The sequence below is a fragment of the Blautia sp. AM29-29 genome (assembly GCF_003480555.1).
Classification (GTDB): Bacteria; Bacillota; Clostridia; order Lachnospirales; family Lachnospiraceae; genus Fusicatenibacter; species Fusicatenibacter saccharivorans.
Map to the genome: position 1 here is coordinate 118,354 of NZ_QUJD01000008.1, position 14,239 is coordinate 132,592.

13 protein-coding genes are annotated in these 14,239 nt (G+C 48.7%); 9 read left to right on the forward strand and 4 right to left on the reverse strand.

Translation table 11 applies throughout. The features are described from left to right. Positions 1 to 6: 6 nt before the first annotated feature. From DW769_RS07640 to DW769_RS07655, 4 genes are all read left to right on the forward strand, one after another. Positions 7 to 582 (forward strand): UbiX family flavin prenyltransferase, encoded by a 576-nt coding sequence (locus DW769_RS07640; RefSeq protein ID WP_118640861.1) that lies wholly within the window; start codon positions 7 to 9, stop codon positions 580 to 582. Then, a complete protein-coding gene (locus tag DW769_RS07645; protein WP_243038225.1) occupies positions 576 to 944 on the forward strand; it encodes a prenylated flavin chaperone LpdD in 369 nt (122 codons plus the stop codon). The genes DW769_RS07640 and DW769_RS07645 overlap by 7 nt, the downstream gene beginning before the upstream one ends. A gap of 147 nt (positions 945 to 1,091) precedes the next feature. Further along, positions 1,092 to 1,523, forward strand: coding sequence for an RrF2 family transcriptional regulator (locus DW769_RS07650; RefSeq protein ID WP_055226207.1), 432 nt, complete (start codon positions 1,092 to 1,094; stop codon positions 1,521 to 1,523). A 215-nt stretch (positions 1,524 to 1,738) separates the two neighbouring features. Continuing rightward, on the forward strand, positions 1,739 to 2,365 hold the full coding sequence (locus tag DW769_RS07655) for a GntR family transcriptional regulator (protein ID WP_117762094.1): 627 nt from the start codon (positions 1,739 to 1,741) through the stop codon (positions 2,363 to 2,365). A 421-nt stretch (positions 2,366 to 2,786) separates the two neighbouring features. Here DW769_RS07655 and DW769_RS07660 read toward each other — a convergent pair whose 3' ends face one another. Further along, complete coding sequence (locus tag DW769_RS07660) at positions 2,787 to 4,457, reverse strand: AAA family ATPase (RefSeq protein WP_118750197.1); 1,671 nt, start codon at positions 4,455 to 4,457, stop codon at positions 2,787 to 2,789. Positions 4,458 to 4,592: 135 nt separating this feature from the next. Then, positions 4,593 to 5,882 carry an L-cysteine desulfidase family protein gene (locus tag DW769_RS07665; protein WP_118750198.1) on the reverse strand — a complete coding sequence of 430 codons (1,290 nt, stop codon included), beginning with the start codon at positions 5,880 to 5,882 and terminating at the stop codon, positions 4,593 to 4,595. 245 nt (positions 5,883 to 6,127) lie between these two features. On the opposite strand from DW769_RS07665, the gene DW769_RS07670 reads away from it, so the two are divergent. Continuing rightward, complete coding sequence (locus tag DW769_RS07670) at positions 6,128 to 7,657, forward strand: alpha-N-arabinofuranosidase (protein ID WP_118750199.1); 1,530 nt, start codon at positions 6,128 to 6,130, stop codon at positions 7,655 to 7,657. A 60-nt stretch (positions 7,658 to 7,717) separates the two neighbouring features. On the opposite strand, the gene DW769_RS07675 is transcribed toward DW769_RS07670, so the two are convergent. After that, on the reverse strand, positions 7,718 to 8,020 hold the full coding sequence (locus DW769_RS07675; RefSeq protein WP_330425664.1) for an AzlD domain-containing protein: 303 nt from the start codon (positions 8,018 to 8,020) through the stop codon (positions 7,718 to 7,720). Next, a complete protein-coding gene (locus DW769_RS07680; protein WP_022462149.1) occupies positions 8,010 to 8,753 on the reverse strand; it encodes an AzlC family ABC transporter permease in 744 nt (247 codons plus the stop codon). Before DW769_RS07680 ends, DW769_RS07675 begins: the two co-directional genes overlap by 11 nt. A 408-nt stretch (positions 8,754 to 9,161) precedes the next feature. On the opposite strand from DW769_RS07680, the gene ispE reads away from it, so the two are divergent. The 4 genes from ispE (at position 9,162) to DW769_RS07700 (ending at position 14,161) form a co-directional block, all read left to right on the forward strand. Further along, positions 9,162 to 10,043, forward strand: a complete 882-nt coding sequence (gene ispE / locus DW769_RS07685; protein ID WP_118742329.1) for a 4-(cytidine 5'-diphospho)-2-C-methyl-D-erythritol kinase — start codon at positions 9,162 to 9,164, stop codon at positions 10,041 to 10,043. Continuing rightward, a complete protein-coding gene (locus DW769_RS07690; protein WP_243033842.1) occupies positions 10,030 to 10,743 on the forward strand; it encodes a GntR family transcriptional regulator in 714 nt (237 codons plus the stop codon). Before ispE ends, DW769_RS07690 begins: the two co-directional genes overlap by 14 nt. A gap of 145 nt (positions 10,744 to 10,888) precedes the next feature. Next, complete coding sequence (locus tag DW769_RS07695; RefSeq protein ID WP_118742328.1) at positions 10,889 to 12,421, forward strand: spore germination protein; 1,533 nt, start codon at positions 10,889 to 10,891, stop codon at positions 12,419 to 12,421. 3 nt (positions 12,422 to 12,424) lie between these two features. Then, entirely contained in the window at positions 12,425 to 14,161 is a 1,737-nt protein-coding gene (locus tag DW769_RS07700; RefSeq protein ID WP_118750200.1) for a GerAB/ArcD/ProY family transporter, read from the forward strand. Positions 14,162 to 14,239 lie beyond the last annotated feature (78 nt).

Consider the following 14,239-nt stretch of genomic DNA (forward strand, 5'->3'; position numbering starts at 1 on the left):
AGACGGATGGCTGTGGAAAAACGGATTGTAGTTGGCGCTTCCGGGGCGAGTGGAATGCCGCTGCTGATGAAGTGCCTTGAAATTCTGCGGGATAGTGAGGAATACCGTTCCCTTCTGGTGATGAGCCGCAGTGCAAAGCTGACGCTGGAACAGGAGACAGACTGGAGTGTTTCGCAGGTGGAAGCGCTGGCAGATGAAGTGCTCGAGCAGGACAACATCGGTGCAGGCCCGGCGAGCGGGTCGTACCGGACAGAAGGCATGGTGATTGTGCCGTGCAGCATGAAAACAGCGGCAGGAATTGTAAGCGGATACACCGACAATCTGCTGCTGCGTGCGGCGGATGTGACGATCAAGGAGAAACGCCCGCTTGTACTGGCAGCGCGGGAGACACCGATGAGTGAAATTCATCTGCGGAATCTGTACGAACTGTCGAGATTGTCAAATGTATGGATTGTTCCGCCGATGATGACCTTTTATCAGAAACCGGAGTCCATCGACGATATGGTGACACATCTTGCGGCCAAACTGCTTTCGCCGTTCGGCGTGGAAGTAAAGGAGTACCGGAGATGGAAAGAATGCTGACAAAAAAGGCAACAGCCGCAGGATGCACGATGGAAGTGACGGTAATGAAGCTCGGTGAGGACTTTCAGATCTGTCTCGCCGGAGGAGAAAAGCCGCATATCGGCTGTGTGGTGCAGGCCGTACCACGGGAATCGCTGACCGGAGACGGGAGCTGGAGTGCGACTTCCTCGGTGTGGAACCGCACCGGACATAAAGATGAGGTACTGTGCCGGATGCTGGCGGAAAAAATCTGTTGTGCCTGCCGTACCGTGACCGTCTGCACCGGTGGCGTGCATATCGATGAAATTACCGGAGAGCAGATCCGGGAGATTGTGGATGCGGTAGAGAAGATGGGAGAAGAGATTGCGCAGGATTTGAGATGATAAGTAAGCATGGAAAGCGGATAAAAAGTCATTGCATTTTTCGGACATGCTTTGGGTTTGTGTTATATTTCCTATTGAATATGTAGAGAATATGGAATAAAATAAAAGAAGGTATTTTTATCATGACATATATTCGGAGGAAATAAAATGAAAGTTTCGACAAGAGGGCGGTATGCGCTTCGTCTGATGCTGGATCTGGCACTCAACAATACCGGCGAACCGGTGCGTTTGAAAGATGTGGCAAAGCGGCAGGAGATTTCGGAAAAATATCTGGAACAGATCATCTCGATTTTGAATAAAGCTGGTTTCGTAAAAAGTGTGCGCGGCCCGGCGGGCGGTTATTCCCTGAAACGAAAGCCGGAAGAATATACCGTGGGCATGATCCTGCGTCTGACCGAGGGCAGCCTTGCGCCGGTGGACTGTGTAGAAGACGGCGCCGACTGCGGCAGGGAAGATCAGTGCGTTACGGTGATGCTCTGGAAAAAACTGAACGATGCCATCAACAGTGTGGTGGACAATATTACGCTGGCAGATCTGGTGGAATGGCAGATGCAGAAGTCGAATGAGTATGTAATCTGACGGCAGACAGAATAAGCGATAACGTCCAATGAGGGAACAGAAGAGGGAAAATGGTGAAAACATCATTTTCCTTTTTTTTTACCGGTAAAAATCTGGGAGCACGGCATTTACAAGCAAAAAAAAATTTGTTAAGATAAAAAACAGGGCGCATTTGGAGAAGAAAAAAATCAGGATGCGCAAAAGTGAAGAAAATAAAAGATAAGGAGTTTCCCCTTATGAAAAAACAACAGGAAAGCCTTAAAAATATGGTATATCAGGCCATTTTGAACGGCATTTTTACCGATGAATATAAACCCAATCAAATTATCAACGAGCAGGAGCTGGTACAGAAATTCGGCTGCAGCAAGACACCGATCCGTGAAGCCCTTGTGACGCTCTGCAATGAGGGAATCCTCCGCAGCTTCCCGCGCTTCGGCTACCAGGTTGTCAGCGTGTCCCGCGAAGAGGCACAGAATATTCTGGATTTCCGCCTTGTTCTCGAGGGCGGATATCTTCGTCAGTCGATCGGACATATCACCGAAGAAAATCTGGCGGAGCTTGCCGAGATTGATGAGAGATGCAAACAGAGCACCGACAGCGTCTGGGATCACTGGGAGGCGAATACGGCATTTCATCTGAAATTAATCTCCTTCTCCGGAAATGCTTATGCATATCAGGAACTCGAGCGAACTATGAACGTCTTAAAACGTGCTTATGCTCAGTTTTACTGGCAGACATGGTCCAACGTGAATCCGGCATTGGATATTGCACATCATACCGATATTATGCAGAGCATTCGGGAAAAAGATCTGGAGAAAACGCTGAATTATCTGAAAGAGGATCTGGCGGATTTTTGCGGGTGAGAAAACGTAATTACATAGAAAAACAGTCGTCGGCTATGATATAGCTTGGACGACTGTTTTTGTATATAGACTATTTCTTTTGCAAATTTCCAGTGTTTCTTTGTTTGGAATAAATACTTCCCGTGTCTTTTTATCATAAGCGAGATACCCAAGGTGAACGAACAGCGTCAGCACATCATCCTTGCTTTTTAAAGAGGTCATGTCATTTTGAAATTATGAGGTATAATTCCGAATGGAATAGCGGAAGAGTAAAATAAAACAGGATAAAGACAAAAGATCTAAAAAAGAACGAAAAAACGTCAGAAGTCAAGATTCTATTATATACCAATGATATCTGGAAAAATAGAATTGTACTTTTGACGTTTTTGATAGAGACCTGTGCATGCTGTAAAGAAAACTTTTCTGCGGGAGAAGAGATCTTTCACAGTACCTTTTTTACCAGACAGCGTTTCTTAAAAAATGAAATTCCATAACAGAAAATCTGATCGTAGTCATCCTCGTATTCCTTTGCGTACATCTTCTCGTTCATCTGCTGTAAGGCGCTGTCGCATGCGGAACTCAGATTTTCCAGAGCCTTCGTATATTTTGCTTCAAAAACTGCCACCCGGCCGTTAATGGAATCATACAAAACGACATCGCTGCGGCCTTCGCCGTGTTCTTTGTTAGAATCTACCATGTAACCGGCCCCGGTAAAGATTCCGGCAAGAAATGCATGGTAAAAGTCTTCCCGATAGTCGTGATAACTGATCGTTCTTCGAAGAAGAGCCGTCAGTTCTTGCGTAATACGATCGCAGTCACCACTCCAGATGGCATCAAACAGTGTTTTCCGGTTCCAGGTTTTTGCACTTTCATCAAACCAGCGGACCACCGTTGTCTCAAAGATCTCTTTGATTTCAGCATTTGGAATTTTCAGCTCCATCATTCCTGGAGGCAGTTCATCTGTATCAATCGTAGTTTGGGCTTTTGTAAGATATCCTGTCAGATACAGCAGGCTCCAGAGATTATCTTCCGAGGAATGTAGATAATCATACGTTAGATTTTCATCCACACGCTGCAAAATGGATCCGCCAGCCATTAGAGTTTCGAGCTTTTTTGTAATGCTGCTTCCGGCGTAGTCAATGAAAGACCGGATGATGGCATTGTCACTCGTGTTTTTCCAGTAGCTGACAGGACTTGCCTGGGGATTTCGCTGCAATTCCAGAAGATAATTCATCACATCCCAGGGGCAGTAAACATCGAAAGTACCAAAATGATAGCCGTCATACCACTCCTTCATGGCAGATGCTTTATCTGTAAAATCTGCAGAAAGGAGAAGCTGGTCGACTTCATGCTGAACAAAGCCAAAATATTCATTCAGTCGGGAATTGGTAATTGTATCCGAGACAAAGTTATTTGTTCCTGTAAAGATACTTTCTTTTGCAATTTTCAGACATCCTGTGATAACAGCAAAGTGAAGAGATGGATTATCTTTTAATGCCTGCATCAATCCCTTTATAACATCCATCATTTCATTATAGTATCCGTGACTGTTCGCCTTGGCGATTGGCACATCATACTCATCAATCAGCAGGATCACTTTTTTTCCATAATGCTGTTCCAACAGCCGCGTAAGAAACTGGAGGGAACGCATAATATCCGTTTTTCCGGCTTGTCGTTCCTGCAGCTGTTTAAAAAGAAACTTATCCCGATCACTTAAAGCTGTACTTTTCAAAAGGTTATCATGCTGCTGATAAAGAAGGGAAATTTCATAGACCAGCTGTTGGTAAGCATCTGAAAAATGAATACCGTCAACATTTTTGAGCGATAAAAACACAACAGGCCATTGATTCATCCATTTCTCACATAAATTCTTTTGGTGTGAAATTTCGAGGCCATCGAATAGTTTTTTTGAGTCTTTGCGGATGTCAAAAAAACTCTCCAGCATGCTCATGCCAAGCGTTTTTCCGAAACGTCGGGGTCGTGTAATTAATGTCACTTCTGCTGATGATCTCACAAGTTCTGCAATCAGACCTGTTTTGTCAATGTAGTAAAATCCACCATTACGGATTTTTTCGAAATTTGAGATGCCAACGGGAATACTTAATTTGCTCATTTCGGTCATTCCTTTCTTGTCAAACACGCGCCAGAGACTATGCATGCTGGCTTTTTAGACATAGTATCAAAACTTATGTATATGTTACCATAAAACAAGGCATGTATCAATTGAGCAAAATCAGTTATTCTTTTATTAGCAGACCTTGTTCACATCCACCCGGTCAATCATAATATTCAGAATTTCCGTATCGGTATCTTTCATGCCGACTCTTCCGATATATCCCATACTTTTAATCGTATCTTCCACATCTTCCCGAACAATACCTTCGCCCGGCTGAAAACTTCTGTGATGCTGGCCCATGTAGTGGGCGAGAATAGCAGCGTCAACAGCGGATGCGATTTTCGCTGCGCAGGAGGATTTTGCCCCGTCACAGACAATACCGCCGACGTTTCCAATGGTATTGACGATCGTCAGGCTAACATCCTCATAGGATCCGCCGGAAAGATAGGTAATGGCGGCGCCGGCTCCACAGCCTGCGCTGACGGCGCCGCAGTAAGCGGAAAGACTTCCAATATATTTTTTCTGATGAACCGCAATCAGGTTGCTGACAACGAGTGCGCGGTACAGTTTTTCCTGGGAAACGTTCCATTCTTTTGCAAACTCGATGACAGGAAGGGAAACGGTCATGCCCTGGTTTCCGCTGCCGGAATTGATGACGACCGGAAGAGAGCAGCCGCTCATACGCGCATCGGAGCCTGCCGCTGCACGGGCGCGGGCGCGGATTTTTACGTCATTGCCGTATTCATTCAGCAGCGTGCGGCCAACCTGTGCACCGTATGGATGACGGAGACCTTCATCGGAAATGGCAGAGTTCATGGTGATCTGACGGTCAAGAATTTCTTTGATGTCTTCGATCTTCACAGTATCGGCAAATTCAAGAATATCCTTGACGTTCAGCACACTTTTATCAACGTATTCAGGGGAATCCTCATGCGCCGCAATCTGATAAAGTATCTCACCATCTTTTACGATGCGTGAAATCAGGGTATGACGGTTTACAATCGTTACCTCCGCGCTGTGCTCTCCGGCAATGACTTTTGCAACAATGTAAAGATTCTCTACGCCTTCTTTTAAAGTACAGGTACAGAATCCCTGCTGTACCAGTTCTTTTGTCTTTTCAATATCTGCCTCGGTCACATCTTCAAGTACTTCAAGCTCGCGTTCGGCACAGCCTCCGACGACGCCAAGCGTTGCCGCAACATCAATGCCCTTCAGACCGTTGGAATTTGGAACTTTAACACCCTTTACGTTTTTGATGATGTTTCCACTGCAGCAAAGCTCAATCGATTCTGGCATCTCTCCGAGCACTTCGCGTGCTTTGGCTGCCGCATAGGCGATGGCAATCGGCTCTGTACAGCCAAGCGCCGGAACAAGCTCGTTCTTTAAAATCTTTACATAACTGTCATATAATTTCTGATCCATGAAAATTCTCCTGTGTAGTTTTTTCTATTGTTCGTAAGTGGTAAATCTTGTATCTGCTCTGATTATACTATTGATATATCACTGATAATATTAGATGTCAAGCAGAGAATTGCAATATGTAGAGAAATACCGTGAAAAACAGGAATCCATAAGACTTTTTTCAGATTAAATTGTATTTCCTTTCAAAGTGTCCTATACTGAAAAGTAGCAAAAATACACATCACGCTTTCATTTGGAGGATTTTTATGCAGAAGATTACGTTTCGAAAATTAGCTGGAGAAAAATATATTTACCCGGAACTGCAGGGACACTTTATCGAGTTTCTTGGCTCCTGTATTTATGATGGAATCTGGGTTGGAGAGGATTCGGAGATTCCGAATTATCATGGAATCCGAAAAGACCTTGTGGATGCATTTCAGAAGCTGCACCCGCCGGTGATCCGCTGGCCGGGCGGATGTTTTGCGGATGTATATCACTGGCGGAACGGCATAGGTCCGCGGGAGCAGCGGCCGGTTACATACAATGAAAACTTCGGTACTTTCGAGACGGATCCCAATCAGTTCGGTACACACGAGATGATGGAATTTTGCGAGATGATCGGCGCGAAGCCATGGTTTAATATCAATATGATGACCGGCTCTCCATCCGAGATGCGAGAGTGGATGGAGTACTGTAACCGCAAAGAGCCGACGGCACTTTCGCAGGAACGAAAAACAAACGGCCATGAAAAACCGTTCGAGATTGAATACTGGGGTATCGGAAATGAAGTATGGGACGGCGGCGGAAAAATGACGCCGCAGATGTATGCGAACGAATACCGGAAATTCAGTTCCTCCTGTCCGTCGTTTGGAGGCGGCGATCAGACATTTTCCATGAAATGCATCGCCAGCGGCCCGGATGGAAATAAGCCGAAAGAACGTGCTGCGTGGACAAAAGATTTCTTTAAGGAAATGGGAAAATACCGGATGCCGTCTCTCTATGGCTACGATCTCCATTTTTACAACTGGAATCTGAAACAGCTTCAGACAGAGAAAAAGTTTGATGAAAAACAGTGGTATGATGTGATCAATGGATGCAAAGAGCTGGAAAATGTCATTCACGAGCAGCGCCGCCTGATAGACGCTGGTCTTGAGGCACTTCCGAAACCGGAGGGTCCGTTCCAGGCGGCACCGAGAAAATGTGAACTGATTGTCGGTGAGTGGGGCAACTGGCACAGCAGTGCATTTAATGCGCGCCCGGCGCTGTATCAGCAGTGTACGATGCGTGATGCCGTTACAACTGCACTGACGCTCGACATCTTCCACCGCAATACCGGGGATGTGCGCATGGCATGTGTGGCACAGTCTGTCAATGTCCTGAATTCCCTGTTCCTGACGGATGGTGAGCATTGTATTCTGACACCAAACTACGATGTGTTCGATATGTATCAGGTGCATCAGGGTGCGTATACGCTTGGCTTTGAGGAAAAGAACAAAGATCCTGAGGTCTGCATCTTTGCTTCGATCAAAAATGATGATATCTACGTCAACCTCGTAAATACAAGCTACAGCGAATCAAAGAAAATCGAATTGAAATTCAAACAGTGTCCGGAATTTGTTGAGGCCAAAACACTGTACTCCAAAGATCCGCAGAACTACAACGATGCGAAACATCCGAACCGAGTCCGCTGCAAAGAAGGAAAAGCACCTGCACGGGAAAAAGACTCCTTCCAGATTGCACTGCCGGCGGCTTCGGTCAGCGTTTATCATTTCAGAAAAACAGAAACAGAAAAGTAATACATACAAAACGGGCCGCCCCGGGGAAAAGGATTGTTCCCACAGGGCGGCTCATTTCTATTACAAAAATAATTCAATCACAAACACCATGGCACAGCATGCCACCGAAACCTGAAACAGGCTTGCACCGAACCATGCGGCTGCGATGCCGACGACAAGCGCGAGTGCGCCGGAAACAGGGCTCTGTGTTGCATGGACAATCGCCGGGAAGGTCATGACTGACAGCGTCACGTATGGAACGTAGTACAGAAACGACTGAATAAACTGATTTTTAATCGGCTTCCGAATCAGCGTCAGCGGCAGAATCCGGATTGTGTAGGAAACCAGAGCCATGACGGCGATATAGATATAATTATTGTACATCAGCATTTTCCTCCTCTGTCTTTACCGGGAACAGGATAGCTCCGGCGCAGGAAATCAGAACGGTGAGCAGAATCGTTCTGGTTCCGTCGGAGAGAGTGGAGATGCCCGGGAGATAGCTGCAGATAAAGCTTAAGAAAAAGCTGACGGCAACAAGACCCGCTACCACACGGCTCTTTCGCGCCGGGGGAATGATGATTGCAAGGAACATGCCGTACAGCGCCACGCTTAAGGCACTGACAGCGCGCAGCGGCAGCAGATTTCCGGCAATAATACCAAGAGCCGTGCCGATCGACCACGCGGGAGCAGCGACGAGAATGGCACCGTATGTATAATACGGATTCAGCCAGCCCGGGCGCGCGATTGTGATGCCAAACAGTTCATCCGTTACATCGTAACCAATGAGAAAACGGTGGAAAAACGGCGTGTCCGGCGAAAAGCGCTGGGCAAGCGCACAGCTCATCAGAAGATACCGCGCATTGGCGATGAGCGTAATGATAGCGACCTGCAGATAGCCTGCGTTGGCGGCAATCAGTGTAAAGGCAGCGTATTCTCCGGCGGAAGCATTGTTGAAAAGACTGGCGAGAAAGCCCTGAAAAGGACTAAGACCTGCCTTACGCGCTGCAATGCCGAGCGAAAACGAGACCGCAAAATAGCCAAGCCCGATCGGAATGCCATCGCGGATTCCGTTGACCAGAACCTGGCGGGAAAATGAATAAGATCTTTGTGAACTCATAAAAAGCTACTTCCTTTTCTTTCGCAGAAGCTAGAGCATGTCTGAAAAAATCATTTCCGTAATCTGAGATTCGCAGCTTACGAAAAGTTTTTTTCAGACATGCTCTGGCATCTGGCAAAAATGTTGGGGTCAAGAGATCAAAAATCCTCTTGCAAGCGAGCTTGCACCGGCTTTTTGATCTTTTGCCCCTGATATCTGATGAAAATTATAGCAAGTTTCGACAGGTTCGTAAACTCTTATTTTGTTCTTGTTCGTTTCACGCAGCCACTGCTTACGCCTGCGTTTCTAAGTCTGTTGAACTGAATTGTATAAAATTATGTACAAAAACAGAAGATAACGCTTGAAAATAGAAGAAAAATCCATTAATATCTATGTATACAAAAAACATTACCGAAGGTGGTGCCTACGATGAAACTGCGTGCGCTTGCAAAAATAAATCTTGGTCTTGATGTGACCGGAAAAAGAGAGGATGGTTACCATGAAGTCCGCATGGTAATGCAGACGATCCAGATGTACGATCAGCTGGAAATAAAGGAGAGCAAAGAACCCGGCATAAGGCTTACAACCAATCTGCCGTTCCTTCCGTGTAATGACGGAAATCTCGTATACAAAGCGGCCAAGCTTCTGATGGATGAATTTGATATCCGTCAGGGCGTTGATATGAACCTGACAAAATTTATCCCGGTAGCGGCCGGCATGGCGGGCGGAAGCTCGGATGCGGCAGCAGCACTGGTAGGAATTAACCGCATGTTTCAGCTTGGTCTGACCAAACGCCAGCTGATGGAGCGGGGTGTGCAGATCGGAGCGGATGTTCCGTACTGTGTGATGCGCGGTACGGCGCTGGCAGAAGGAATCGGCGAAAAGCTGACATCCCTTCCCGGCGTACCGATGTGCTACGTGCTGATCGGAAAACCGGGCATCAATGTTTCGACGAAATTTGTCTATGGAAACCTGCATCTTGATGCGGTGACGGAGCATCCGGATATCGACGGCATGGTAGAGGCGATCCGAAATCATGACCTGTACGGCATCACGGACCGCATGGGAAATGTGCTGGAATCCGTGACGTGTCCGGCGTATCCGGTGATCGATGAGATCAAGGCACAGATGATGAAAAACGGTGCGGTCAATGCGATGATGAGCGGCAGCGGCCCGACCGTATTCGGCATTTTCGACGATCCGGACAAGGCAGAATTTGCCCGCGATCAGTTAAAAATAAGCGGACTGTCGAAACAGACATTCCTGACTACAGTATCAAAACCGGGAGGTACAAAGTATGGCAAAAAATGAGTTAGACCTGCAGATGGAGGATTATCAGTACCTTCCGCTCCGCGATGTCGTGTTCCGCACACTGCGCCAGGCGATTCTGCGCGGGGAGTTAAAGCCGGGTGAACGGCTGATGGAGATCCGGCTGGCAAATCAGCTTGGCGTTTCACGTACGCCGATCCGTGAAGCGATTCGCATGCTGGAATTGGATGGCCTTGTAATCATGGTGCCGCGAAAGGGTGCACAGGTGGCGCAGATCACGGAAAAAGATCTGAACGATGTGCTGGAGGTGCGGCTCGGACTCGAGGAGCTGGCGGTAAAACTGGCGTGTCAGCGGATTACAGAGAGCGAACTGCAGAAGCTTTATCAGGCATCGCGCAGCTTTGAACAAATGCTGGAGACAACAGAGACGGATGATCTGCAGAAGCTTGCAAAGGCAGATGTGGCATTCCATGATGTGATTTATCAGGCGACGAACAACGAGCGCCTGATTCAGCTGCTGAACAATCTGCGGGAGCAAATGTACCGTTACCGGATTGAATATTTAAAGGATGTAAAATCCCGACGTTCCCTGGTCGAGGAGCACGATGCCCTCTATGAACGTATGAAAAATCGGGATCTTGCAGGCGCACAGAAGATGATCCGCGAGCATATCGAGCGACAGCAGGAGAGTATTATGCAGACCGTACATCACCAGAGCATGACGGGTGTAGAAGAAAAATAAAAGCGTATAAAATTTCGAAAAAGGAACATTCTGTTACAGAGTAAAAAAATCGTGACAGAATGTTTTTTTATGGAATTTTGCAGAGTATATTTCTCCAGATGGTTTTTCGGAAGCTTTCAAAAGGAGGAGAAGGAGGGACGCAGGCATGGAAAAAGAGAAGACGCAGATTTCACTCACACTGGCGGAAAATGAAAGCGTGATCCGTACATGGTGTGAAAATTGCGATGATATTCAGATCCGCCCGATGAAACTCGGCAAAACGGGCGGAACCGGTGCGCTGCTGATCTACGTAGAAGTGGCGGTGAGCTGCGTTATGTTGAAGGATTCCGTGATCGGGAAGCTGTTGAACCGTCTGATGGAGGTTCCCGAGGCAGATATCCCGGGGGTTCTCTCGGAAAATCAGCTCGGAATTTCGGATGCACTGGAATTTGACACTATGGAAGCTGCGTTCGCTTCCATGCTTGCGGGAAATGCAATTCTTTTTGTGGATCATTATGACCGTGCAGTCAAGATCGGATCGAAGGGTTATCCAAATTTAGGAGTGCAAAAAGCGGAGTCCGAAAAAGTGCTGCGCGGCTCAAACGAGGGCTTTTCCGACTCTGTCAAAACCAACACGGCACTCGTCCGCAAGCGTCTGCGGACCACCGATCTGAAAGTGGAGGAGATACATTTTGGTGCGCGTTCTGATACGGTTCTGGCTCTGGTGTATGAGAAAGAGCTGATTTATCCGAAATTTCTGGAAGAGGTAAAACAGCAGATTGCCGGCTGGGAGGTGGACGGCGTTTTTGACAGCGGCATGGTCGAGCAGCTCTGCGAACCGCAGTGGAAATCGCCGTTCCCGCGCTTCGAGACGACCGAACGGCCGGACCGCGCGGCGATGGAGATTCTGGACGGAAGAATCCTGCTTTTATGTGATAATTCCCCGGTCGGGATTCTCTTCCCGGCATCATTTGACAGCTTTTTAAAGGTCAGTGAGGACCGGTATCATCATTTTCTGATCGTCTCATTTGAGCGGCTGCTGCGGTATGCGGCGGTCTTTCTCACCCTGTGGATTTCGGGCGGATACCTGGCTGTCACGGGCTTTCACACACAGGTGCTTCCGACCAAACTCCTGCTGGCGTTCGCCGAAGCGCGGAAAGGCGTTCCGTTCCCCGGCATTCTGGAAATTCTTCTGATGGAATTTGCTTTTGAACTGATCCGCGAGGCCGGTGTGCGCATGCCGGGGCCGCTTGGCGGGACGATCGGAATTGTGGGCGGGCTGATCATCGGAGATGCAGCGGTTTCCGCCAATCTGGTGAGCCCGATGACCGTCGTTGTGGTTGCGGTTTCGGCGCTCTGTTCGCTGGCGATTCCGAACGAAGAGTTTGGTGCGCCGTTCCGGCTGCTGAAGTTCGGCTTCATTTTGCTCGGCGGATGGCTCGGCATTTTCGGCATGGTGCTCGGCACGTTTCTTCTCGCGGGTCATCTTGCCGGGCTTACGAGTTTTGGCATTCCCTATCTGATGCCGTTCGTCGGGAAAGGACTTGCGGGCTACCATGCGCCGAAGGATTCCGTATGGCGGCCGCCGCTGCATCAGATGCGGGAGCGGCCGGTCTTTACAAAGCGCAATCAGAGAGTGCGGCTGCGGAAAAACAGAAAAGCTGCGGAGCCGGAAGAAAAACAGGAAAGGGGAGAGTGACGCATGTTTTCGGAAAATGACAGAATTTCACAGCGCCAGATGGAACGCCAGATCGTGCTCGTTCTGCTCTGCCCGGCGTTCTGGCAGCTCGCGGCGTACGGCGCATCGGACGGCCTGCCCGGTATGGCAGGGATTTTCGTTGGATATGGGCTGCTGGCGGTGTGGTGCATTTATCTCGTGCGCCTTGGCGGGCTTTACTGCCGCCTGGAAAGCGTGATGGGAAAGGCTGGGAAACTCCTTCTGGCAGTGATGTATCTGTGTTATCTGCTTTTCCTCGGCGGAACACTGCTTCGCAGAATGGCGGAGCTTGCCGCCGCGTATCTGACAGCGGGTGTACCGCAGGAGCTCTGCGGACTGTTTCTGCTCGCGGCGGCCGGGTTTGGTGTCGGCAGTGAAGTACAGAAAAGAGGACGGCTGGCGGAAGCACTCTATCCGTGGATTGTGGGCGGGATTTTGAGTCTGCTTCTGCTGACGGTTCCGCAGATGCATTTTTCCTCGTTTGAGGATGCCTGGAAGACAGCAAAGTCTGTTGAAATTGTGGATAACGGAATACTTTTTGGGTGGAATGTGTGGAGAACACTGGAAAATGGAACACCGATTGCGCTGCTGCCGTTTTTACTGGGGCATGTGCAGAAAGAGCACAGGAGTGTCATTCTTCCGGTGACGCAGAGTATCTGGAAAACGGGGCTTCTTGTAATTGCAGGAAGCATGGCGCTGCTCGGCGTTTTCGGCCGGCGCGGCACGGCTGCGGCGCAGGACCCGCTCTTACTGTTAATGGCAGGAACGAGCCTGCCGGGTGGATTTCTGGAGCGGTTTGATATTCTGTGGATGGCATTTCTTTTGATGGGACTGCTGTTCACACTGGGAAGTCTGCTGTTTTACGTATCGCTGATCGGAGAGAAGACGGGACTGTGGAAACCGCAGAATCTCTATGTACGGATCGGTACAGTGCTTTTTATATGGCTGCTGTCATGCGCGGAAAGCGGCTGGTCGGTCCGATACGGTTACTTTCCGTTTTTCCTTGCCATCACGGTGCTGCTCGGCTTCTGCCAGAAGCATATGAAAAAACTGCGGCTTGTGTGTCTGGCGCTGGGCAGTATGATTTTCCTGTCATCCTGCGGGGCAGTAGAGCCGGAAAAGCGGCTGTATCCACTGGCGGTTGCCTTTGATTATATGTCGGAAGAGGCGACTGCGCCGGAAAACAGTGAAACTGGGGAAGAAACCGGGACGGCGGTCAGTGAGAGCGGAGGAGAAAAGGAGACGGCTGGCGGTAAATGGCGCGTCTGGTATGCGCCTGCGAATCTTGCGGTGGTGACCGGCCAGGGAAAGGATGAGCAGGAGGAGGGAACCGACGAGGACCCCGCATCGCTGTTCTTTGAAGCGGAGACGTTTGAGGAGATTGCGCAGCAATATGACAGCACAGAGGAATATGATCTCGACACCGGACACGTCCAGGCGATTGTATTTTCCGATGCACTGCTCAGTGACCGGGGACGGATGGAAGAACTGTTGAAGTACCTGGAACAGGACCGTGCGCTTGGGCACAGTGCCTATCTGTTTCACGCAGAAAAACCAGAAGATATTATGGAGCAGAACGGAAAACAGGTGGAGTCCGTCGGTGAGTACCTGTGCGGAATTTATGACAACCGGGTGAAAAGAAAAGAGGCGGTGACACTGGCGGACTTGCGCTATGCGTGGGAAAACGAAAGGAGCATTTCGTGGATTCCGAAAGCGCCGTAAAAGGTTTAAAGTGTATGGAATATCGGAGCGGGTAGTGAGTGTCTGTGTATAAAAGTTTTGAAATCCGGCAAAACTGGA

Coding starts and splice junctions, on each gene's coding strand:
- DW769_RS07640 (WP_118640861.1), top strand. CDS start 7: ATGGCTGTGGAAAAACGGATTGTAGTTGGCGCTTCCGGGGCGAGTGGA.
- DW769_RS07645 (WP_243038225.1), top strand. CDS start 576: ATGCTGACAAAAAAGGCAACAGCCGCAGGATGCACGATGGAAGTGACG.
- DW769_RS07650 (WP_055226207.1), top strand. CDS start 1,092: ATGAAAGTTTCGACAAGAGGGCGGTATGCGCTTCGTCTGATGCTGGAT.
- DW769_RS07655 (WP_117762094.1), top strand. CDS start 1,739: ATGAAAAAACAACAGGAAAGCCTTAAAAATATGGTATATCAGGCCATT.
- DW769_RS07660 (WP_118750197.1), bottom strand. CDS start 4,457: ATGAGCAAATTAAGTATTCCCGTTGGCATCTCAAATTTCGAAAAAATC.
- DW769_RS07665 (WP_118750198.1), bottom strand. CDS start 5,882: ATGGATCAGAAATTATATGACAGTTATGTAAAGATTTTAAAGAACGAG.
- DW769_RS07670 (WP_118750199.1), top strand. CDS start 6,128: ATGCAGAAGATTACGTTTCGAAAATTAGCTGGAGAAAAATATATTTAC.
- DW769_RS07675 (WP_330425664.1), bottom strand. CDS start 8,020: ATGTACAATAATTATATCTATATCGCCGTCATGGCTCTGGTTTCCTAC.
- DW769_RS07680 (WP_022462149.1), bottom strand. CDS start 8,753: ATGAGTTCACAAAGATCTTATTCATTTTCCCGCCAGGTTCTGGTCAAC.
- ispE (WP_118742329.1), top strand. CDS start 9,162: ATGAAACTGCGTGCGCTTGCAAAAATAAATCTTGGTCTTGATGTGACC.
- DW769_RS07690 (WP_243033842.1), top strand. CDS start 10,030: ATGGCAAAAAATGAGTTAGACCTGCAGATGGAGGATTATCAGTACCTT.
- DW769_RS07695 (WP_118742328.1), top strand. CDS start 10,889: ATGGAAAAAGAGAAGACGCAGATTTCACTCACACTGGCGGAAAATGAA.
- DW769_RS07700 (WP_118750200.1), top strand. CDS start 12,425: ATGTTTTCGGAAAATGACAGAATTTCACAGCGCCAGATGGAACGCCAG.